The organism is Phenylobacterium sp. RIFCSPHIGHO2_01_FULL_69_31, from assembly GCF_001824475.1.
Taxonomy (GTDB): domain Bacteria; phylum Pseudomonadota; class Alphaproteobacteria; order Caulobacterales; family Caulobacteraceae; genus Phenylobacterium.
In genome coordinates this window covers 48,542-68,368 of record NZ_MHXN01000011.1, presented here as the reverse complement: position 1 = coordinate 68,368, position 19,827 = coordinate 48,542, and the positions used below count along the sequence as shown (strand labels likewise).

The 19,827-nt window shown below is 68.4% G+C and carries 20 protein-coding genes; 11 read left to right on the top strand and 9 right to left on the bottom strand.

Annotated features, from left to right (window positions below; all coding sequences use genetic code 11):
* Positions 1-42 precede the first annotated feature (42 nt).
* Entirely contained in the window at positions 43-1,035 is a 993-nt protein-coding gene (locus A2790_RS07815; protein WP_293389560.1) for a nitronate monooxygenase family protein, read from the bottom strand.
* Between the two features lie 155 nt (positions 1,036-1,190).
* Between A2790_RS07815 and A2790_RS07810 the strand changes: the two genes are divergently transcribed.
* Together A2790_RS07810 and uvrB are read left to right on the top strand one after the other, a co-directional pair.
* Entirely contained in the window at positions 1,191-1,988 is a 798-nt protein-coding gene (locus A2790_RS07810) for an SDR family oxidoreductase (protein WP_293389558.1), read from the top strand.
* A gap of 94 nt (positions 1,989-2,082) precedes the next feature.
* Positions 2,083-4,320 (top strand): excinuclease ABC subunit UvrB, encoded by a 2,238-nt coding sequence (gene uvrB, locus A2790_RS07805; protein ID WP_293389556.1) that lies wholly within the window; start codon positions 2,083-2,085, stop codon positions 4,318-4,320.
* 104 nt (positions 4,321-4,424) lie between these two features.
* Here the strand turns inward: uvrB and A2790_RS07800 are convergent, their stop codons facing one another.
* Positions 4,425-5,219, bottom strand: coding sequence for a hypothetical protein (locus A2790_RS07800; protein ID WP_293389554.1), 795 nt, complete (start codon positions 5,217-5,219; stop codon positions 4,425-4,427).
* A gap of 181 nt (positions 5,220-5,400) precedes the next feature.
* Between A2790_RS07800 and A2790_RS07795 the strand changes: the two genes are divergently transcribed.
* Positions 5,401-5,724: a hypothetical protein gene (locus A2790_RS07795; RefSeq protein ID WP_293389552.1), complete on the top strand. Its 324-nt coding sequence runs from the start codon at positions 5,401-5,403 to the stop codon at positions 5,722-5,724.
* Positions 5,725-5,967: 243 nt separating this feature from the next.
* On the top strand, positions 5,968-6,255 hold the full coding sequence (locus A2790_RS07790) for a hypothetical protein (protein ID WP_068879242.1): 288 nt from the start codon (positions 5,968-5,970) through the stop codon (positions 6,253-6,255).
* Positions 6,256-6,353: 98 nt separating this feature from the next.
* Here the strand turns inward: A2790_RS07790 and A2790_RS07785 are convergent, their stop codons facing one another.
* Complete coding sequence (locus tag A2790_RS07785) at positions 6,354-6,653, bottom strand: hypothetical protein (protein ID WP_293389549.1); 300 nt, start codon at positions 6,651-6,653, stop codon at positions 6,354-6,356.
* Positions 6,654-7,179: 526 nt separating this feature from the next.
* Between A2790_RS07785 and A2790_RS07780 the strand changes: the two genes are divergently transcribed.
* Positions 7,180-7,695, top strand: a complete 516-nt coding sequence (locus A2790_RS07780; protein WP_293389547.1) for a PEPxxWA-CTERM sorting domain-containing protein — start codon at positions 7,180-7,182, stop codon at positions 7,693-7,695.
* Between the two features lie 156 nt (positions 7,696-7,851).
* Here the strand turns inward: A2790_RS07780 and A2790_RS07775 are convergent, their stop codons facing one another.
* Positions 7,852-8,118, bottom strand: coding sequence for an N-acetyltransferase (locus tag A2790_RS07775; RefSeq protein WP_293389544.1), 267 nt, complete (start codon positions 8,116-8,118; stop codon positions 7,852-7,854).
* 60 nt (positions 8,119-8,178) lie between these two features.
* Here A2790_RS07775 and A2790_RS07770 point away from each other — a divergent pair, with 60 nt between their 5' ends.
* Together A2790_RS07770 and A2790_RS07765 are read left to right on the top strand one after the other, a co-directional pair.
* Positions 8,179-8,757, top strand: coding sequence for a DUF3617 family protein (locus A2790_RS07770; RefSeq protein ID WP_293389542.1), 579 nt, complete (start codon positions 8,179-8,181; stop codon positions 8,755-8,757).
* Between the two features lie 61 nt (positions 8,758-8,818).
* Positions 8,819-9,307, top strand: coding sequence for an SRPBCC family protein (locus A2790_RS07765; protein WP_293389540.1), 489 nt, complete (start codon positions 8,819-8,821; stop codon positions 9,305-9,307).
* A 69-nt stretch (positions 9,308-9,376) separates the two neighbouring features.
* On the opposite strand, the gene A2790_RS07760 is transcribed toward A2790_RS07765, so the two are convergent.
* The 4 genes from A2790_RS07760 to flgK are packed head-to-tail and all read right to left on the bottom strand — an operon-like array spanning position 9,377 to position 14,900.
* Positions 9,377-10,570, bottom strand: a complete 1,194-nt coding sequence (locus A2790_RS07760) for an acetyl-CoA C-acyltransferase (protein ID WP_293389538.1) — start codon at positions 10,568-10,570, stop codon at positions 9,377-9,379.
* A gap of 54 nt (positions 10,571-10,624) precedes the next feature.
* Complete coding sequence (gene mnmA, locus A2790_RS07755; RefSeq protein ID WP_293389536.1) at positions 10,625-11,806, bottom strand: tRNA 2-thiouridine(34) synthase MnmA; 1,182 nt, start codon at positions 11,804-11,806, stop codon at positions 10,625-10,627.
* Between the two features lie 56 nt (positions 11,807-11,862).
* Positions 11,863-12,792, bottom strand: a complete 930-nt coding sequence (locus tag A2790_RS07750; RefSeq protein ID WP_293389533.1) for a flagellin — start codon at positions 12,790-12,792, stop codon at positions 11,863-11,865.
* 11 nt (positions 12,793-12,803) lie between these two features.
* Positions 12,804-14,900, bottom strand: a complete 2,097-nt coding sequence (gene flgK / locus A2790_RS07745; RefSeq protein ID WP_293389530.1) for a flagellar hook-associated protein FlgK — start codon at positions 14,898-14,900, stop codon at positions 12,804-12,806.
* A gap of 415 nt (positions 14,901-15,315) precedes the next feature.
* On the opposite strand from flgK, the gene A2790_RS07740 reads away from it, so the two are divergent.
* The 4 genes from A2790_RS07740 (at position 15,316) to A2790_RS07725 (ending at position 19,383) form a co-directional block, all read left to right on the top strand.
* Positions 15,316-16,878: a flagellar hook-length control protein FliK gene (locus A2790_RS07740; protein ID WP_293389527.1), complete on the top strand. Its 1,563-nt coding sequence runs from the start codon at positions 15,316-15,318 to the stop codon at positions 16,876-16,878.
* 4 nt (positions 16,879-16,882) lie between these two features.
* Complete coding sequence (locus A2790_RS07735; protein ID WP_293389524.1) at positions 16,883-17,620, top strand: flagellar hook assembly protein FlgD; 738 nt, start codon at positions 16,883-16,885, stop codon at positions 17,618-17,620.
* A gap of 53 nt (positions 17,621-17,673) precedes the next feature.
* Positions 17,674-18,927 (top strand): flagellar hook protein FlgE, encoded by a 1,254-nt coding sequence (locus A2790_RS07730; protein ID WP_293389520.1) that lies wholly within the window; start codon positions 17,674-17,676, stop codon positions 18,925-18,927.
* 168 nt (positions 18,928-19,095) lie between these two features.
* Positions 19,096-19,383 carry a DUF1153 domain-containing protein gene (locus A2790_RS07725; RefSeq protein WP_068877195.1) on the top strand — a complete coding sequence of 96 codons (288 nt, stop codon included), beginning with the start codon at positions 19,096-19,098 and terminating at the stop codon, positions 19,381-19,383.
* A gap of 68 nt (positions 19,384-19,451) precedes the next feature.
* On the opposite strand, the gene A2790_RS07720 is transcribed toward A2790_RS07725, so the two are convergent.
* Positions 19,452-19,808 carry a RusA family crossover junction endodeoxyribonuclease gene (locus A2790_RS07720; RefSeq protein WP_293389517.1) on the bottom strand — a complete coding sequence of 119 codons (357 nt, stop codon included), beginning with the start codon at positions 19,806-19,808 and terminating at the stop codon, positions 19,452-19,454.
* Positions 19,809-19,827: the final 19 nt, after the last annotated feature.

The following is a 19,827-nucleotide window of genomic DNA, read 5'->3' as shown; positions in this document are numbered from 1 at the left end:
CGAGGGGACGCTGTCAGCAGGACGGCGTCCCCTGTGGCGCCGTCAGGCCGGGACCGCCGTCTTCCCCACCAGGCCGGCGAGCCGCCGCGCGATGATCTGTTCGGCCTCGGTCATGATCCGGTCGATCAGCGCCTGCACCGTCGGGATGTCGTGGATCAGGCCCGCGACCATGCCGCAGCTCCAGCCGCCGGCGTCCATCTTCCCTTCCTTGAAGATGGCCGGATAGACGCCCGCCACTTCCGGCGCGATGTCGGCGAAGGTGATCTTGTCGCCGAGGGTCCGCTCCTTCTCGAGCAGGCGCTCGACGCCGGCGTTGGTCAGCACCCGCTCGGTGTTGCGCAGCGGGCGCATGATCAGGCGCGTGTCGAGTTCGGTGGCCTTGACCAGGGCGTCCTTGACGTTCTGGTGCACCGGGGCGTCCGTCGTGGCGATGAAGCGGGTGCCCATGTTCACCCCGTCGGCGCCCAGGGCCAGGGCCGCGACGAGCTGGCTGCCCGTGGCGCAGCCGCCCGAGGCGACGAACGGGATCTTCAGCTCCTCGGCCGCCCGGGGCAGCAGCACCCAGTTGCCGACGTCGTCCTCGCCGGGGTGCCCGCCGCATTCGAAGCCGTCGACGCTGACCGCGTCGCAGCCGATCGCCTCGGCCTTCAGCGAGTGGCGGACGGAGGTGCACTTGTGGATCACCTTGATCCCCGCCTCCTTCAGGCTGGGCATCCACTTCTGCGGATTGTTGCCGGCCGTCTCGACGACCTTCACTCCACTCTTGATGATCGCCTCGACGAAGCCCGGATAATCGGGCGGGGTCACCGCCGGCAGGAAGGTCAGGTTCACGCCGAACGGCTTGTCGGTCATCTCCCGGCAGCGGGCGATCTCCTTGGCCAGGTTCTCCGGCGTGCCCTGGGTCAGGCCGGTGATGATGCCCAGGCCCCCGGCGTTCGACACCGCCGCCGCCATCTCGGCATAGCCCACCATGTGCATCCCGCCCTGGAGGATGGGGTGTTCGATGCCGAACAGTTCGGTGATGCGGGTCTTCACGGGCGTCCTCCTTGGGCTTCGACGTTTACACTGTACTGGACTGCCCGCGCCGCGCCCGCAAGCCGCCGCCGGGTCAGCCTCGAAACGCCCTCGCCGTCCGCCACGTCAGCCCGGATAGCCTTCCCGGCAAGGACTACACACCGGGAGTGAAGCGAATGAGCGATATCCTCGACCTGGGCGGACGCGTCGCCCTCGTGACCGGCGCCGGCCAGGGCGTCGGGCGGCAGGTGGCCCTCCAACTGGCCGACGCGAAGGGCAGCGGCGGCGTGGTCGTCAACGACTACGTTCTGGACCGTGCGCAGGCCGTGGCCGAGGAAATCCGCGCCGCCGGCGGCAAGGCCCTGGCGCTGCAATGCGACGTCTCCGACCACGCGGCGGTGAAGGAGATGGTGGCTAAGGCGGCGGCCGACCTCGGCGCCGTCGGCATCCTGGTCAACAACGCCGGCAACGCCGGCGCCAATCCCTCCGCCGAGCTCGGAAAGCCGTTCTGGGAGACGGGGCCGGAGGTCTGGAACAGCTTCATCGGCGTCAACCTCTACGGCGTGATGAACTGCACCGCCGCGGTGATCCCCGGCATGCTGGAGCGCCAGGCGCCCGGACGGATCATCACCGTCATTTCCGACGCCAGCCGGTGGGGCGACGCAGGCCTGGAAATCTATGCCGGAGCCAAGGCGGGCGCGGCGGGCTTCATGCGCTCGGTCGCCCGTTCGCTCGGCCGCTACGGCATCACCGCCAACTCGGTGGCGATCGCCCTCACCGCGACACCCGCCGTGGAGCGCACCCTCAACGGCGATCCCGAGCGGCTCAAGCGCACGCTGGAAAAATACATCATCCGGCGGCCCGGCCGTCCCGACGACATCGCCAACATGGTCCAGTTCCTGGCCTCGGACGCGTCGAGCTGGATCACCGGCCAAGTCTATCCGGTCAATGGCGGCTTCTCCTTCGCCCTCTGATCGGCGCCTCGCGCCCGGCTGCTGACACTCTGCTGTCAGCAGCCCTCTGCGCAGGATGTGGCGAACCTGCCCCGGAGCGCCTACCTTGGACGCCATGCCTCGCCCCGCTGAGCCAACCGGCGTCGCCGACATGTCGGCCGCGTTCGACTACGACGAAAACACCATGCCCATGCTCTGGAAGCCGCACCGCCCCGTGCGGCCGGACAAGAGCGAGGGCGGGCGCAAGTTCAAGCTGGCCAGCGCTTACCAGCCGGCCGGCGACCAGCCGACCGCGATCCGCGAGCTGGTGTCCGGCGTCGAGGGCGGCGAGCGCGACCAGGTGCTGCTGGGCGTCACCGGGTCGGGCAAGACCTTCACCATGGCCAAGATCATCGAGGAGACCCAGCGTCCCGCCCTGATCCTCGCGCCGAACAAGACCCTCGCCGCCCAGCTCTACAGCGAGTTCAAAAGCTTCTTCCCCGACAACGCGGTGGAGTTCTTCGTCAGCTACTACGACTACTACCAGCCGGAGGCCTACGTCCCTCGGACCGACACCTACATCGAGAAGGACTCCTCGATTAACGAGCAGATCGACCGGATGCGCCACTCGGCGACCCGCGCGATCCTGGAGCGTGACGACGTCATCGTCGTGGCCTCGGTCTCCTGCATCTACGGCATCGGCTCGGTCGAAACCTACTCGGCCATGACCTTCTCTCTGACTCCGGGCGACCGGATCGACGAGAAGCGGCTGATGGCCGACCTGGTGGCGCTACAGTACAAGCGTAACGACCAGGCGTTCGAGCGCGGCACGTTCCGCCGCCGGGGCGACACCCTGGAGATCTTCCCCGCCCACTACGAGGACCGCGCCTGGCGCATCTCCCTCTTCGGCGACGAGATCGAGGCCATCACCGAGTTCGACCCGCTCACGGGGCGCAAGACCAACGACCTGGCCGGCGTGAAGATCTACGCCAACAGCCACTATGTGACGCCCCGCCCGACGCTCCGCCAGGCGATCAACCAGATCAAGGTCGAGCTGAAGGAACGCCTCGACTGGATGGTGGCCAACGGCAAGCTGCTGGAGGCGCAGCGGCTGGAACAGCGCACCACCTTCGACATCGAGATGATCGAGGCCACCGGCTCCTGCGCCGGCATCGAGAACTACAGCCGCTACCTCACCGGCCGCCGGCCGGGCGAACCGCCGCCGACCTTCTTCGAGTACATTCCCGACAACGCCTTGCTGTTCGTGGACGAGAGCCACCAGACGGTGCCGCAGATCGGCGCCATGTACCGGGGCGACTACCGCCGCAAGTTCACCCTGGCGGAGTACGGCTTCCGCCTCCCCTCCTGCATCGACAACCGCCCGCTCAAGTTCGAGGAGTGGGACGCCATGCGGCCGGACAGCGTATTCGTCTCGGCCACCCCCGGCGGCTGGGAGATGGACCGCACCGGCGGGGTCTTCGCCGAGCAGGTGATCCGCCCGACCGGCCTTATCGACCCGCCGGTGGAGGTGCGCCCCGTCGCCAAGAACGGCTTCAGCCAGGTGGACGACGTGATCGCCGAGGTGCGGGAGACCGCCGCCCGCGGCTACCGCTCCCTCGTGACCGTCCTCACCAAGAAGATGGCCGAGGACCTCACCGAATACATGCACGAGCAGGGCCTGAGGGTCCGCTACATGCACTCGGACGTCGACACCCTGGAGCGGATCGAGATCATCCGCGACCTGCGCCTGGGCGCCTTCGACATCCTGGTGGGGATCAACCTGCTGCGCGAGGGCCTGGACATCCCCGAGTGCGGCTTGGTCGCCATCCTGGACGCCGACAAGGAGGGCTTCCTGCGTTCGGAGACCTCCCTGATCCAGACCATCGGGCGGGCCGCCCGGAACGTGGACGGCCGGGTCATCCTCTACGCCGACAGCGTCACCGGCTCCATGGAACGGGCCATGGCCGAGACGAAGCGCCGCCGGGAGAAGCAGGAGGCCTATAACCTCGAGCACGGCATCACGCCGGAGAGCGTGAAGAGCCAGATCAAGGACATCCTGGCCAGCCACTACGAGAGCGACCGCGTCACCGTGCCGGTCGGCGTGGCCGAGGATGGCAAGCCCTTCATGGGCGACAACTTCAAGACCACGCTCAAGGACCTGGAAGCCCGCATGCGCGAGGCCGCCGCCAACCTGGAATTCGAGACCGCCGCCCGCCTGCGCGATGAGATCAAGCGCCTGAAGATGCTCGACCTCGAATTCGCCAACGAGATGCTGACCCCGGAGGGCGAGACGGCCGACAAGGGCGCCGTGAAACGCGTGAAGGCCGAGGCGCGTGCGGAAGCGGCGGAACGCTTCCGCAAAGGGCGGCTCTAAGATGTAAAGCGGCGGAAGAGCCACGGACCATCACGGACCTGCAAGGCAGCAGAGCCCGTCCTCTGATGATCCGCGTTGGTCCGTGTTCCGCGCGAAGCGCGCCTTCAGTCGAACACGTCCGCCACCGTCGCCGGGTTCTCCACCCTTAGCGTGTACACGGCTGCCACCAACCCATAGGCCAGCACAGTGAAGAGACCGCTCGCGGCCTGAGACGCCAGCAACGACCCACTGCTCGGCGGTGCGCCCGCCGCGGCCGCCTCCACCATCAGTGGAACCAGCAGCACAATCAACGGGATCAGGAGCACAGCATAACCCAGGAGCATGCCTCGCGTCGCTCGCCGCATCAGCCGCCACGACATCGCCGGCGTGATATCCTTTCGACCCGCCACGCGCGCCATCGGCCAAAGGGTCAACCGCATGCCGACCCAGATCAGCACAAGAGCCAGCAGCACGACGCTCGATCCCGCGACCACCATCATGCCCGGCTCGGTGACCGATTGGGCCACCAGGACGTTCAACAGGCCTAGCGCCATCAGGCAAAGCACCATGCCCGCCGTAATCAAAGCGCCCTCCAAGAGCGGCCTGTCGAACCGCAGCCATCGAGCCGGCTCGCTCATCACCCGCATCGCCCAGGCCGCGCCCAGGCCCGAAATCCCAGAGGCGGCCAGTGCATAGGCCAGATAGCCCGGCGCGGCCTGCGCCGCTGCCGCATCCACGCCCATGAGGGCGAAGCCGTGCTGTACCACCTGCCCGCCTGCCGCCAGGCCCAGCCAGACAACCAGCACCCGCCAGCCCGCCGCGCGCGCGCGCGCCGCGGCACCGCGCAGCTGCGTTATCGTCCCAATCCGCGCTCTGGGGTCCGCCCCTCGCGCCTCGACATCCGCCGCAACCGCCACCATCGCCTACGCCCCCACTGCACGGCTTCGAATGAGCCAGGACCGAGTGCCTCGGTCAACAGCAGGCTGTAGCGTGAGCGACGCGCAACCGCGCCTGACCGCTCGTCGCAATCCGTCGGCCGTAAGCTTGACAGCCGTTGCCCTGCCTCGCGACGCTCCGCGCCTCGCTGCAAAGGAGCAATGCATGCGCACGATGGTCCGAGGCGTGATCGCCGCCCTCTGCGTGAGCGCACCCGCCGCGGCCGCCGAAGAGCTGCCCCTGGTTTCCGTCACCAACACCCAGGCCGAGCGCGTCGCCTACTGCACCCTGCTGGTCGACGGGCGCGCCCGCACCAAGCTCGCGATCCGCCCCAGCAAGACTTGGTCCGAAGGCTTCGACCCGCGCCGCGAGTTGCTGCTGGTCTGCGACCGCGCCAAGGCGCTGCGCTTCGGCCCCCTCAAGGCCGGGGCGCGCTATCGGCTGATCGAGATCCCGGGCGCGAAGATTGAACTGGCAGAGGGCGGCTAGGCGCCCGACGCCGCCCACTTCTTCCGCTCCGGAAGCACTCTTGCGCCGCGGCCTTAACTAAACACCGTGGCGCCGAATCCCCACGTCTCTCCCCAGCAGAGTTAACTGGCGCCGTTCATGCTGGAGACAGGGAACCTCTGCTGTGTTTGGGACGTAAGTTCTAGCAGCAAGGTCGGCTGTAGCGTGATCCGAAACGGGTCCGCGGCCGTAACGACCTTGGGGATCCAATTGAGGTACACGAAGATGTCTCCGTCTCTCTCCGTTGTCGCCGATAACGAACTGAAGATCGTTCCCACCAAGACTGAAACCGTCTCCGAGCGCGTGCGCCGGCTGCAGGCCGAAGCCAAGCAACTGGCCAAGGATCACGTGAAGTCGCTGTCGCGCGCCATGGTCGAGCTGGAGCAGCTCGCCGCCGAGATCGCAGAGGGCGGCGACGCCTACGCGCCCGGCATTCGCGAGGTGGCCCGCCAACTCGTCGAGGACCTGGACAGCCGCGTCCAGACCCTGGAAGCCATCGCCGCCCGCACCTGAGCGGCCGCTACAAGGTTGTGCATGATCCGGCCATCGGCGGGCGACGATCCCCTGCCGCCGAAGGGCGATCCCGGGCAACCTGAAGGGTCGACGGACGCCTAGACGCCAGTCGTCGGCCCGATCCCGCGGCCATCTATGGGCAGGCTGTTCCACGAGGCGCCGGTGTGCTCCTCGTAGACCCGTTTGAGATCGCGGGCCCGAGCAACGAGGTCCCCGGCCCGACCGGAAAGCCCGGGCGCGACGTCCGGCGGCGCCTGGAACGTGGGCTGGTAGGCTTCGATCGCTGCGAGCAGTTCGAAAAGTGTGGGGTCGGCCTCTTGGCCGCGCGAGCCGGCGTCCATCCGTTGCACGGCGTCCTCAAGCGCGGCCTCGTATTCATCGGCGTTGCGAATTTGCATGAAGACCTCCCTCTGCTGACGGTTTTAGAACGCCCGCCCTACGGCGAAGTTGCGGCGACTGCTGGTGGCGGACGGCGCCAGATGGGGACACTGAGCCGCCGGCGACAGACTGCGGAGCCGACGCCGAAGCGTGCGCATCCGAAGCGCGCTTGTCTTCGTACTTCACTCGCGACCGAGCCTCTGGACAGAGGCCGACAGCGGCTGGCCGCGCGCCCAGCTCCTGGTCCTGCAACCGGAAGACTAGCGTTCCCCCAAATAGGGGAATTATGAACGAATACTGAGGGATGGCCGCGGAGGGTTTAATTTTCAGATCCTGGAACCTTCGATTTCGCCGCGCCCTTATTCGCCGCCTGCATATGGCGTTTCGAGTATTTCGAACGCGCGAGGGCTGGACACCAATCACATGAGATTTCGCCTCCTCGGAGCCGCCATTGCGGCGCCTCTGTTCCTCTCCGCCCTCCCAGCCAGCGCCGCCGTGGTATGGTCCTTCCAGCCCGGTATGGCCTCGCCTAGCACCGGCTACACGGTGATCAACACCTTCGACACCACGGCGGGGATCGACGGCTCGGGCTTTCTGATCAAGACGCCACCGGCCGACAGCGAGGGGGCTCCCCCGGCCAACTCCATTCCGGCCGGCACGCCCTATCTGTCCGTTCTCGGAGGCGGTAGCGCCACCATTGACTTCGGCGCGGCCGTCAACCGTTTCCAGTTCGATTGGGGCTCAATCGACACTTACAATACCCTGACCATCGACTCGACCGGCCCGGAAAAGATCATCATCCCCGGGGGCAACTTCATAAATGCGGCGAACGGCAACCAGGTGTCTCCGGGCACCAATGGTCTCTTCACCGTGTGGGGTGACGCCGGCGAGACGTTCCAGAGCATCACCCTGACCTCGTCGAGCAACTCCTTCGAGATCGACAACCTGGCCATCGGCGGCGCCGCGGTGCCGGAACCGGCCACATGGGCGATGATGATCATGGGCCTTGGTGGAGCCGGCGCGATGATGCGCCGGCGTCGCCTGGTGCTCCAGAGCCTCTAGACACTGAGGCGCGTCCCCGGCGTCGGCGCCGGGGACGCGCTGTTCAGCGAAGGGCGACCCGCTCTTCAAGCGCCCTTATGGCCACGATCCTGGCGGGGCCGCCGCCTGTCGCCGCAGTGATCGTGAGTTGCCGCTGGGCCTCGCCCTAGGCTCACCCTACGAGACGAGGTCGCGGAACTCGTGGCTGCGCCGCAGCCAGGCGGCGGCATAGCCGCAGATGGGGGTGATCTTCAGGTCCTTGGCCCGGGCGTCGGCGGCCAGGGCGGCCATGAGCCGGCCCGAGGCGCCCGTGCCGCGCAGGGGAACCGGGCTGAAGACATAGTCGATGTAGAGCCGGTCGCCCGTCTTCCGGTAGTCGGCGTAGGAGGTCAGCCCCTCCTCGTCCATCTCGTAGCGTTCGCCTGTATCGCGCAGTTCGGACATTGATCGGGCTCCTCAGGCGGTTAGGGTTCGAAGCTGGGGAACGTGCTCGGAGAGATCAAGATGCGTGTCTTTGCGGTTGTGGCGCTGGGCGCCCTGGCCCTCGCGGCCTGCTCCAAGAAAGAGGACAAGGCCGCCGCCCCGGACGCGGCGGCGTCCGCGTCGGCCTCGGGCGGAAACGCCAGCGCCACGGCCGGCCCCGTGGCCATGCCGAAGCGCAAGCCGGGCCTCTGGAGCCACACCATCGCCGCCGAGGGCGCGAACCAGACCATGCAGGTCTGCATCGACGCCGACACCGACTCCAAGATGAGCGTCTGGGGTCAGGCGGTGAGCAAGGACATGTGCGCCAAGAACAGCTTCGCCGCAGCGCCGGGCGGCTACGCCTTCGAGAGCGAATGCGACATGGGCGAGATGGGCCGTGTGGTGTCCAAGGGCACGGTCACCGGCGACTTCGCCTCGGCCTACACCGTGAAGACCACCAGCACGACCACCGGCTCCTCCATGCCGCAGGCCAACACCACCAGCGACATGACCCTGACCGCCAAATGGGAAGGCGCCTGCCCCGCCGGCATGAAAGGCGGCGACGTGACCCTGCCCGGCGGCATGAAGATCAACATGGAGGCGATGGCCGCGAAAAAATGATCGCGGCCGTGTCGGGACCGGGTGGGGCGCCGCGTCCTAGGGCCAACAGAGGAGACTGGACATGGCTACCAAGATCGACATCGCCCCGAACCACGACAACGAGCTGGTCCTGGCCCGCATCATGGATGCGACGCCGGAGCAGCTCTACAAGGTGTGGACGACGCCCGAACGCTACCCCGAATGGTTCTGCCCCAAGCCCTGGCGGGCCGAGGTGACGAAGATGGACCTGCGCCCGGGCGGCGCCAGCAACAACGTCATGTACGGCCCGGACGGCGAGCGGTTCGAGAACCAGGGGGTCTTCCTGGAGGTCGTGCCGAACGAGAAGCTCGTCTTCACCGACGCCTTCACCGAGGGCTGGGTTCCGGCCGCCGACGGCGGGATGATGACCTGCGTGCTCACCTTCGAGCGTCAGGCAGACGGCAAGACCCTCTACCTTGCCCGCTGCGGGCACCCCACCCCTGAGAAGAAGGCCCAGCACGAGCAGATGGGCTTCCACGAAGGCTGGGGCATCTGCGCCGAGCAGTGCGAGGCGATCGCCAAGACCCTGTAGGCCGAGGCTGAGCCCCCTCCCGCTCCGGGACCTCCGCCTGAAGGGGGGAGTTCGCGAAGCGAGAGGGGGCTAGGCCAGTTCCACCGCCATCGCCGTGGCCTCGCCGCCCCCGATGCAGAGCGAGGCCACGCCCCGCTTGCCGCCGCGGGCTTCCAGCGCCGACAGCAGGGTGGCCAGGATGCGGGCGCCGCTCGCGCCGATCGGGTGGCCCAGGGCGCAGGCGCCGCCGTTGACGTTGAGCTTGGCCCGGTCGATGCCCAGGTCCCGCTCGGCGATCATGGCGACCACGGCGAAAGCCTCGTTGATCTCGAACAGGTCGACATCGTCCAGGCTCCAGCCGGCGCGCTTCAGCGCCTTCTGGACCGCCGGCACGGGCGCGGTGGTGAACAGGCCCGGCTCGTGGGCGTGGGCCGCGTGGCCGGCTACCCTCGCTACAATCTTCATGCCCAGCTTCCGGGCCACGCTCTCGCGGGTCATCACCAGGGCCGCGGCGCCGTCGCTGATCGACGAAGCGTTGGCCGCCGTGATCGTGCCGTCCTTGGCAAAGGCGGGCTTGAGGGTCGGGATCTTGGCAGGGTCGGCTTTCAGCGGCTGCTCGTCCTTGTCCACCACGGTGGAACCCTTGCGGTCGGTGACCGTGACCGGGACGATCTCGCGGGCGAAGGCGCCGCTCTCCGTGGCCGCGCGCGCCTTGGTCAGGCTGGCGATGGCGTATTCGTCCTGCGCCTCACGGGTGAACTGGTAGGTCTTGGCGGTCTCTTCGGCGAACGAGCCCATCAGGCGGCCCGGCTCGTAGGCGTCTTCCAGACCGTCCAGGTACATATGATCGTACATCGTGTCGTGGCCGATCCGCGCGCCGCCGCGGTGCTTGGTCATCAGGTAGGGGGCGCCGGTCATGCTCTCCATGCCGCCTGCGACGATCACGTCGACCGAGCCGGCCGCCAGGGCGTCGTGCGCCAGGATCGCGGCCTGCATCCCCGAGCCGCACATCTTGTTGACGGTCGTGGCCTGCACCGACTTCGGCAGTCCGGCCCCGAGCGCGGCCTGTCGCGCCGGAGCCTGGCCCAGGCCCGCGGGCAGGACGCAGCCCATCAGGATCTGCTCGATGGCCTCGGCCGGGGCGCCCGAGCGCTCGACGGCGGCCCTGACGGCGGTCGCCCCGAGCTCGGTGGCCTTCACGCCCGAAAGGACGCCCTGAAAGCCGCCCATGGGCGTGCGGGCGTAGGCGGCGATGACGACGGGGTCTGAGGAGGTTTGGGTCATGGCTGTCGATATAATTTCACCGGTTGTCGAAAACCAGCGGACGCAGCGTCAACCTCAGACGTCGCGGACCGTCCCCTGGATGAAGCCGCCGCCCAGCACGCGGGTCGGCGCCTCGGGCGCATAGAGCACGCAGGCCTGGCCGGGCGCCACGCCCTCTTCCGCCGCGTCGAAGACCAGCCCCGGCTGGCCGTCCACCCAGGCTAGCCGACCGGCGGCCGGCTCGCGCGTGGAGCGGGCGCGCGCCAGAACGGGGCGCCCCGCGTCGCAGGCCGCCTCGATCGACGGTCCATCGCCGATCCAGTTCGTTTCCTTCAGGCTGAGCGCGTGGGTCAGCAGCGCCTCGCGCGGCCCCACGATCACTTGCCGCTTGTCGGCGTCGATCTTCACCACGAACAGCGGGTCGCCCACGGCCACGTTCAGCCCGCGCCGCTGGCCGATAGTATAGCGGGTCACGCCTTCGTGGCGGCCCAGCACGCGGCCATCCTGGTGCACGATGTCGCCCGGCTCGGCGCCGTGCGGGCGCAGGCGGTCGATGACCGTGGTGTACCGGCCCTCCGGCACGAAACAGATGTCTTGGCTGTCCGGTTTGTCGGCCACCGCCAGCCCCAGCTCCATCGCCGCCGCCCGCACGGCCGGCTTCGGCAGCGCCCCCAGCGGGAAGCGCAGGTAGGCGAGCTGTTCGGCCGTGGTGGCGAACAGGAAATAGGACTGGTCGCGCGCGGGGTCCGCCGCCCGGTGCAGCTCCGGCCCCGCCGGCCCGACCTCGCGCCGCACGTAGTGGCCGGTAGCCATGGCCTCGGCGCCCAGGTCGCGCGCCACGTCCAGCAGGTCGCGGAACTTCACCGTCTGATTGCAGCGGATGCAGGGGATCGGCGTCTCGCCGCGCAGGTAGCTGTCGGCGAAATCCTCGATCACCTGCTGCTTGAAGCGGCTCTCGTAGTCCAGGACGTAGTGCGGAATGCCGATGGCGTTCGCCGCCGTCCGGGCGTCGTGAATATCCTGGCCCGCGCAGCAGGCGCCCTTCTTCTGGATCGCAGCGCCGTGGTCATAGAGCTGCAGCGTCACGCCCACCACGTCGTAGCCGGCCCGCGCGAGCACGGCGGCGGTGACGGTGGAGTCCACCCCGCCCGACATGGCGGCCACGATCCGGGTCCCGGCCGGCAGACGCACGGCTTCCCGCGCGGCCTCGATCAGGCCGTCGCTCAGGCGGTCGGGGACGAGGACCGGGGCGTTCATGGCGGCCTATGTAGTCCTCCGACCCCGCTTTGGGGAGGGACAGATGGCCCCAGGCGCTACCGCAGCAGGTTGATCAGCGAGGATTCCTGCAGCGACTGGAAGACGTAGGCGGCCGACTGCACCGAAAGCTGGGCCTGCTGCAGCTGGGCCGCAGCCTCGGCCATGTCGGCATCGGTGATGTCGCCCAGCATGCCGGCCAGCGAGTTCTGCCGGGTCTTGAGGTCGTCTGCGATGGTCTCCAGGCGCTTCTGGTTCACCCCGTTGTAGGCCGCCATCTGGGTCACGTCGGCGCGCACGCCGTCCCAGGTCGACAGCTGGTTCTCCAGGAACGTCTGCTGCGCCGCGGTGAGCTGGCCGCCGAACGGCCCCGAGGCGCCTTCGTTGAAGGCCTGGAAGGTCTGGAACGCCGTCAGCAGGTCGGTCCCCATGTCGCCGGCCAGCAGGCCGGTGGTGACGGTGGTCGCCTCATCGAGCTTGGCGGTGACCTTGAACTGGTCGTTCTGGAAGAAGCTGGCGATGGGCGGCCCGGCCGTGAGGTCGGCCAGGGACGTCGCCGTCACGGGGCGGGTGTCCACCTGGCCGCCGGCGAAGACATATTTGCCGCCATAGCGGGCGTTCATCCCCTCCACGGCATTGCGCAGCTGGCCCTGCACGTCCTCGACCAGGGTGTCGGCGCGGCCCGAGGCCAGGGCTTCGGCGAACAGCTGGCGGACCGCCTGCGCGGCGTCGGCCACCCGGGTGATCGCGGTGTTCTGGGTGTCCAGCTTGTCGGTCAGCAGCTTGTTCTGATCCTCGTAGACGCTGAGCCGGGTCTGCACCGAACGCATGGCGGTCAGCAGTTCCGAGGACTTGGCGTAGTCCTTCAGGTTCTGCCCGTTCTTCTGGGTCGCGACCTTGTCGCCGGCCTCCATCTGATTCTTCTGGGCGGTCAGAAGGTTTGCGAGGACGGCCGAGTAGTTGCCGGGGGTGGTGACGCGCGTGACCATCTTTAGTCTCCTCAGACCATGTTCAGCAGGACGTCGTAGAGATCGCCTGCGGCCTGGATCATTCGGGCGGAGGCGCTGAACGCCTGTTGATAGGTGGTGAGGTTCACCAGCTCCTCGTCGAGGTTCACGCCCTCGACCGACTGGCGCCGGTTGTTGGCTTCGGCGGCGACGGCTTCGGCGCTCGCCTTGCGGGTTTCCGCGGCCGCGGCGCCGCGGCCGATGGCGCCGCCGAACTCGGCGGCGTAGCGCGAGACGGTCATGGTGACCTGGCCCAGCGAGCCGGCCGGCTGGAACAGCGTGCTCCGTTCGCCGGCGGCGGAGAGGTCGAGGGCCCCCTGCCCATCGCCCGGACGCACGGCCACCTGGCCGACGGCCACGCTGGTGTCGACCTTGCCCATCGCCATCTTGGTGGGGTCGGAACTGAAGATCGAAGACACGGAGAAGCGGCCGGCGCGGGTCGAGCGCTCCTGCACGCCCAGTCCGAACAGCTGGCTGATCGAGGGGCCGCCCGCGCCGCGTTGGGTATTGTCGGTGATCACCGAGACCTTGGCGTCCAGCGCCGCGCTCGACGTGAAGCTGAGGACGCCGTTCGCGTCCAGACCGAACGAGCCGTAGAGGCCCACGCCCGTCGCCGGGCTGTTCAGCGAGGCCAGGAGGTCGCTCATGTTTGCGGCCGCCGGGACGGTGACCGCGACGCTCGAGATCGGTCGCCCGTCCGTATAGGAGAGCTGCAGGTTGATCTGGTCGCCAGGCGTAAACCCGTGCGGGCTCGCGGCCGTCAGGCCCGTGGCGTAGTTCGTCTGGCCCGACGCCTTGACCAGGTCGTTCAGCCCGAAGAAGTGCGAGAAGCCGCGGCCGGTCTTCTGCGAGGTGCCTTCGTCGATGGCCAGGCCGTTGCCGCCGGCGGCGTTCAGCGTCAGCGCTCCGTTGGTGAAGGTGGCGCTGCCCGTGGCGCCCAGGGCGGTGTTGAGGTTCGTCAGGAAGTTGGCCGGCGTGAACGCGGCGGCGGGTCCGCCGTCCACCGACATGGTCCCGGCGGTGAAGTCGATGTCGATCTTGCGCTGGAGCACGCCCGTCGGGCTGACGATCGCGAGCGTCGAGGTCCCGCTGAAGCCCGTGACCGCCGTCGGCAGGTCGAGGCCGGTATCGCGGCCGGCCATGGTGGTGGGCGGGGGATAGGCGGCCGCGTCGTTGTTGGCCGCGTTGAGCTGGTCCACGGCCTTGCTGACGAATTCGCCGAGCTGGTCGTAGATCTTGGGAAGCTCGACATCGCGCAGCTCGAGCAGGCCCTTCAGCTCGCCGCTGCTGATGTTGATGGGCGTCGACGAGGGGCTGCCCGGCAGCTGGGCGGAGATATAGCCGGGGGTCGAGTCCGTCGCGTTGAAGGTGAGCTTCGCCGGCGCGTCGCCGGCCAGCAGCACGCCTTCGGCCGAGCGCACGTCAACGCCGCCCGACGTGCGCGGCGAGATCCGCACGTTCACCAGGCTGGCCAGTTCATCGAGCATCTGGCTCTGGATGTTGGCCGACCCGGAGGCGTCGGCGCCCACCAGCGTCGCGCGCGTGATGTCCGAGTTGAGCTTGCTGATCTCGCTCAGCAGGTTGTTGACGCGATCGACGTTGGCCGTGATCTGGGTCTCGACCGTATCGCCAAGGGCGACGATCTGGCTGTTGATCCGGTCGGCTTCGGTCAGGAAGTCCTCGACGTTCGACAGCGCCTGGCTGCGCAGCAGGGTGGAGGACGGATCGTCGGCCGCCGTGGCGAAGGACGCGAAGATCTTGTCGAGGCGGTTGAAGAAGAAACCGTCCTTGCTGGGGTCGCCGAACAGGCTCTGGGCGTTGTCCAGGTACTGCGAGACCGCCGACCAGCGTGAGGCGTCCGAGGACGCGGTCAGCGAGGCCATCTGCAGGTACTGGTCGGTGATCCGCTGGACGCCGTCGATCTTCACGCCCATGCCGGCGCCGTCGACGACCAGAGAGCTCTGGTTGACCGCCTTGCGGACGTAGCCGGGGGTGTTGACGTTGGCGATATTGTCCGAGATCGCGCGCAGGGACGCCTGCGCGGCGTTCAGGCCGGACGATGCGGTGAGAAGAGTGGCCGTTAGCGACATCGGTTAAGGCTCCGCCCGGCAAAGGCTGACGCACGACCCGGCGGATTCTGCCGGGGCATTGGTGAACGCGCGTGCGTCAGGCCGGAAATTCTTCAACATTTTCAACATTGGTCCCTCTGAGGGCCCGATGGGGTCGAAAACAATGGCGCAAGTCCGGCGCCAGTCCGGAAGCGGAAGCTGCCCGGTAGTCTGCACGGTGACGGTTAGGGTTTTGGTAAGGCGGCAGGGAACGCCCCCCGGCGCCCGCCGCGGCCCGGCAAATTCATCCGCAGCGGGGTGGCGCGCCGACAGGACTCCCGGTCTTTTATCAATGAAAACAGCGCGTTGATAAACTGGCCCGCGGGTTGCTCAGGAGGAGGCCGAATGAGCCCGGCGCAGGACGCGCCTTCCTCACACCAAAGTCTGCCCAACGACCATGACTGCGTCCGCGCTCAACATCGCCTCGATGACTCCCGGCGCCCCGACGGGCGTCGGCGCCGCTGCGAACCCGGCGGCCGGGGGCGCGCTCGCCGGCTTTGAAACGCTGATGGGCGCCCTGTTCCCCACGACCGATCCCAATGCGGTGGCGGCCCAGCCCAATGTGCAGGCGCCGTCGACCCTGACGGGCGCGGCCGTCAGCCCGGACCTGCTGGCGCAGACCGGCGAAGGCGACGGCGAGGGCGACGCGCAGGGTCAGGTCGAAGGCGACGCCGCGGCCCCGGTCGCGGCGGAAGGGCAACCCGCTCCTGGCGATGCGGCCGCCGCGCTCGCCGCCAGCCTGGCCGCCGCCCAGACTACGTCCGTCCAGACGCAGGTGACCACGGCGAAGGGCGCTGCCGGCAAGGATGTCGACGCCGCGCCCCCGGCCTGGGGCCGCGACAAGGCCAAAGGCGCCCCCGCCATGCCGGCGATCCTGGCGGCGAACCCCAAGGCCGGACTGGTCGAGAAGGCCGAACTCGCCGCCGAGACGGGGGACGAGACGCCGATGGCAGGCGAAGCGCCGGTCGGCGACCTTCCCGAGCCGGCTCCGCAAGTTGCACCCGCGGCCCGCAACGCCGCACAACCGCCGGCCAATCCGGCCCCTACAGCCAGCCCGATCCCCGCGGTCGCACCCGGCGTTCAGCCTGAATCGCCCGCGGCGGCCCCGTCGCCGAGCGAGCCCGCCGTCGACACGAAGGCGGTCGAGACCGTCGAGACGCCCGCCACGGCCGCCGCCGCCAGCATGTCTGCCCGGCCGGAAGCGGCCGCCGCCGCAGCGGTGCCCCTGCGGCCCGCCAAGGCCGAGCGCGTCAAGAGCGCCGACGCCCCGTCCGCCGAGACGCCCGACGAACTGAAGCCCACCGAAGCAGCCGACAAACCGGTCCACGCCAAGGCCGCCCAGGGGGCCGCCAAGGCCGCCGCGGCGAGCGTCGAAGCCGCCGAGGCCAAGCCGCAGGACGCCGAGACCACTGCGGAGTCGCCCGACGCGACCGGCCAGGGCGAGACCCGCGCCGCGGCCGCGGCCTCCACCCCGGCATCCGCGCAGGCGGGTCAGGTGGTCCGCGGATCGCCCGAGACCGTCGCCAACCTCGCCGCCCAGATCGTCAAGAAGCTGGAAGGCAAGTCGACCCGCTTCGACGTCGAGCTGGATCCGCACGGCCTGGGCAAGGTCGACGTGCGCATCGAGATCGGCGCCCAGGGCCGGATCACCGCGGGCATGACCTTCGAGAACCCGCAGGCCGCGGCCGACGTGAAGGCGCGCGCCGCCGAGCTGCAGCGCGTGCTGGAGCAAGCCGGCTTCGACCTCTCCGGCGGTATCAGCTTCGACGTGGCCGGCGACCGCGGCCATCCGCAGCAGCAGAACCAGGCCTGGCAGGATCAGGGCGATGCGGGCCGCGCCTTCCAGGGCCGGGCCTTCCGCGCAGCGCTCGAGACCGCGGGCGATGCGGCCGACGCCGCCAACCAGGGCGCTCTGCGCCTGCGCCGGGGTGTGAACTCCGGCCTCGACCTCAGGATCTGACGCCATGGCCGTCGACGCCGTCACAACCGCGAGCGGAGCCAGCGCCACCGGACGCGCTCGCCTCGCCGAGAACTTCGACACGTTCCTGACGCTGCTCACCACTCAGCTGCAGAACCAGGATCCGCTGTCGCCGATGGATTCCACCCAGTTCACCCAGCAGCTGGTGCAGATGACCGGGGTGGAGCAGCAGCTCCTCACCAACGATCTGCTGGAGAAGCTCGTCTCGAACACCGGCACCGGCGTCGCGACCGCGGTCAGCCTGATCGGCAAGGAAGTTCGCGCCGACTCCGACGCCGCCGCCCTGAAGGACGGCCAGGCGGAGTGGACCTATTCCCTGGGCCGCGACGCCTCGACCGTCCAGCTCGACATCCTGGACTCCAAGGGCCGCGTCGTCCGCTCCATCGCCCCGACCGACAACAAGGCCGGCGAGCACACCCTGACCTGGGATGGCAAGGGCCAGGGCGGCAGCGAACTGGCGGACGGGACCTACACCCTGAGGGTCACCGCCAAGGACAGCGAAGGCTCGACCGTGACCTCGAACGTCTACGTCGACGGCCTGGTCACCGGCGTCGAACAACAGGACGGCCTGACCTTCATCACCGTCAACGGCGTGCAGATCCCCTGGGATCAGCTCGTCAGCATCCGCCAGCCGGAAGAGCCCGAGGAGACCGCCACGGCGGCCACGGACACCGGTTCAACCGACAACTCGGACGACAAAACGTCGTCTCCAGCGGCGGCCTGACCGGCCGAACCCACGCAGCACGCGACCCCGCTTCAGGAGAACGGAACTAAGTCATGTCCATCAATTCAGCCCTGCTCGCCGGCGTTTCCGGGTTGGTCACCAACTCGTCCGCCCTGGCCGCCATCTCGGACAACATCGCCAACGTCAACACCGTCGCCTACAAGCGCAACCAGGTGAACTTCGCCAACGTCGTCACCGCCCAGGCGGTGAAGGGCAAGTACTCCGCCGGCGGCGTCCAGGGCATCACCCGGCAGTTCGTGAGCACCCAGGGCCTGATCCAGGCCTCCGGCTCGACGACCGACCTCGCTATCTCCGGCGACGGCTTCTTTGTCGTGACGAACAAGGGCGCCGGCCTGACCGCCGCGGATGCCCGGTCCTTCACCCGGCAGGGGTCGTTCAGCGTCGACGCCGACGGCTATCTGAAGAACGATTCCGGCCTCTACCTGCAAGGCTGGCCGATCCAGGCCGACGGCTCCTTCGTCACGCCGCCGTCCGACCTGACGGCCATGAACTCGATCAACGTCAAGAACCTGGGCGCCGCGGTCTCGCCGACCGCCAACATCGCCATCAGCGCCAACGTCGACAAGGACAACGCCACGGCGCCCGAACCGATCGACGTCAACATCGTCGACGCCGCCGGCGGCCGCCACACGCTGCGCCTCAGCTTCGTCGAGACGGCCACCGTCAACCAGTGGGAAATGACGGCCGCGATCTATCCGACGGCGGCGGACGGGCCGATCACGCCCGCCAGCCCGATCCCCGTCGTCTTCAACACCGACGGCTCGATCAACACGGTGGGCGGCGTCGCGCCCGACGCCTTCTCCCTGAACGTCGGTTGGGCCGCCGCCCTCGGCCTGCCGGCCCAGGACATCGCCCTGAACCTCGGCAAGCTGACCCAGTTCGACGAACCGAGCTCGGTGGGCTCGATCAGCCAGGACGGCGCCGGCGCCGGCAACGTGGTGGCTATCGAGGTGGACGAGGAAGGGATCGTCTCGGCGATCTATGACAACGAACAGGTGCGCAAGGTCGCCAAGATCGGCATCGGCACCTTCCCCAACCCGGACGGCCTGGCCCAGGTGAGCGGCAACGCCTACCGGCCCACCACTGCCGCAGGGGAAATGGTGATCAAGCAGGCGGGCGTCGGCGGTGCGGGTCTGATCTCGCCGTCGAGCCTGGAAGCGTCGACTGTCGACTTGTCGGCAGAGTTCACCGGCCTGATCCAAACCCAGAAAGCGTACTCCGCATCGTCGAAGATCATCACGACGGCGGACCAGATGCTTGAAGAACTTATCAACATCAAGCGCTAATACTGACCGTTAACCGAGTGAGAAACTTCTACCTGAACTCAACTGTATTAAATTGGTACACGGGGGAGCCCATGGTTAGGTGTTTCTTTACTAAGGCGATTCAGCGGCTGTTAGGGGCCGCTGGATATGCTTCCCGTCGAACAGTGATGGTGAGGCGCTAGAAAGCCCATGCTTCAACAACAACAGACGCGCACGAACAGCCGTGGCGAGGCCTATGTTATCGGGCCGACGGGCGCGCCCCTGACCAAGAACGACCTGCCGCCCCCGAACACGGGCCGGTGGGTCATCCGCCGCAAGGCCGAGGTGGTCGCCGCCGTCCGCGGCGGGCTGATCACCCTTGAGGAGGCTCTGGAGCGCTACTCCCTGACGAACGACGAGTTTCTGTCCTGGCAGCGCTCGATCGAACGTCACGGCATGGCCGGCCTGCGCACCACGCGGCTGCAGCAGTACCGCTAACCAACCCTGCATAGGGCTGGCTCGAAAGCCGGCCGCGCCTTCCCTGGCGCGGCCGGCTTTTCGGTCTTTCAGGACAGCCTGCGCACGAGGATCGTGATCCGCTCGCGCTCGCCCGGCTTCCGTTCGACCAGCAGCCGCGCCACCTGGGCGTCGTCGTGGAAGGCGTAGCCCTTGATGGCGTCCAGTAGCGCCTTGGCGAGGTTGTCGAGGTCCAGCCAGGGCGGCTCGCCCACATACTCCATCGCGATCTCGACCGCGTATTCCCCCCAGGCCGGCCGTGAGCCGCGCCAGGCCTTGCGGAAGAACTCGTAGATCAGCGGCTTGTAGTACTTCGCCTGGGTCGTGAGACCGTCGACGCTCACTTCCAGCACCCCGTCGCCCTCGCGGGCGCGCACCTTGCCGTGCTGGGTCCAGGTCTCGGTCATCCCGCCCTCATAGCGGCGG

Bases quoted from the DNA above. Each gene is read 5' to 3' on its own strand.
- A2790_RS07740 (WP_293389527.1), top strand. From the start codon at position 15,316: ATGACTGCGTCCGCGCTCAACATCGCCTCGATGACTCCCGGCGCCCCG.
- A2790_RS07735 (WP_293389524.1), top strand. From the start codon at position 16,883: ATGGCCGTCGACGCCGTCACAACCGCGAGCGGAGCCAGCGCCACCGGA.
- A2790_RS07810 (WP_293389558.1), top strand. From the start codon at position 1,191: ATGAGCGATATCCTCGACCTGGGCGGACGCGTCGCCCTCGTGACCGGC.
- A2790_RS07720 (WP_293389517.1), bottom strand. From the start codon at position 19,808: ATGACCGAGACCTGGACCCAGCACGGCAAGGTGCGCGCCCGCGAGGGC.
- A2790_RS07795 (WP_293389552.1), top strand. From the start codon at position 5,401: ATGCGCACGATGGTCCGAGGCGTGATCGCCGCCCTCTGCGTGAGCGCA.
- A2790_RS07730 (WP_293389520.1), top strand. From the start codon at position 17,674: ATGTCCATCAATTCAGCCCTGCTCGCCGGCGTTTCCGGGTTGGTCACC.
- A2790_RS07775 (WP_293389544.1), bottom strand. From the start codon at position 8,118: ATGTCCGAACTGCGCGATACAGGCGAACGCTACGAGATGGACGAGGAG.
- mnmA (WP_293389536.1), bottom strand. From the start codon at position 11,806: ATGAACGCCCCGGTCCTCGTCCCCGACCGCCTGAGCGACGGCCTGATC.
- A2790_RS07800 (WP_293389554.1), bottom strand. From the start codon at position 5,219: ATGGTGGCGGTTGCGGCGGATGTCGAGGCGCGAGGGGCGGACCCCAGA.
- A2790_RS07765 (WP_293389540.1), top strand. From the start codon at position 8,819: ATGGCTACCAAGATCGACATCGCCCCGAACCACGACAACGAGCTGGTC.
- A2790_RS07760 (WP_293389538.1), bottom strand. From the start codon at position 10,570: ATGACCCAAACCTCCTCAGACCCCGTCGTCATCGCCGCCTACGCCCGC.
- uvrB (WP_293389556.1), top strand. From the start codon at position 2,083: ATGCCTCGCCCCGCTGAGCCAACCGGCGTCGCCGACATGTCGGCCGCG.
- A2790_RS07785 (WP_293389549.1), bottom strand. From the start codon at position 6,653: ATGCAAATTCGCAACGCCGATGAATACGAGGCCGCGCTTGAGGACGCC.
- A2790_RS07790 (WP_068879242.1), top strand. From the start codon at position 5,968: ATGTCTCCGTCTCTCTCCGTTGTCGCCGATAACGAACTGAAGATCGTT.
- A2790_RS07725 (WP_068877195.1), top strand. From the start codon at position 19,096: ATGCTTCAACAACAACAGACGCGCACGAACAGCCGTGGCGAGGCCTAT.
- flgK (WP_293389530.1), bottom strand. From the start codon at position 14,900: ATGTCGCTAACGGCCACTCTTCTCACCGCATCGTCCGGCCTGAACGCC.
- A2790_RS07750 (WP_293389533.1), bottom strand. From the start codon at position 12,792: ATGGTCACGCGCGTCACCACCCCCGGCAACTACTCGGCCGTCCTCGCA.
- A2790_RS07770 (WP_293389542.1), top strand. From the start codon at position 8,179: ATGCGTGTCTTTGCGGTTGTGGCGCTGGGCGCCCTGGCCCTCGCGGCC.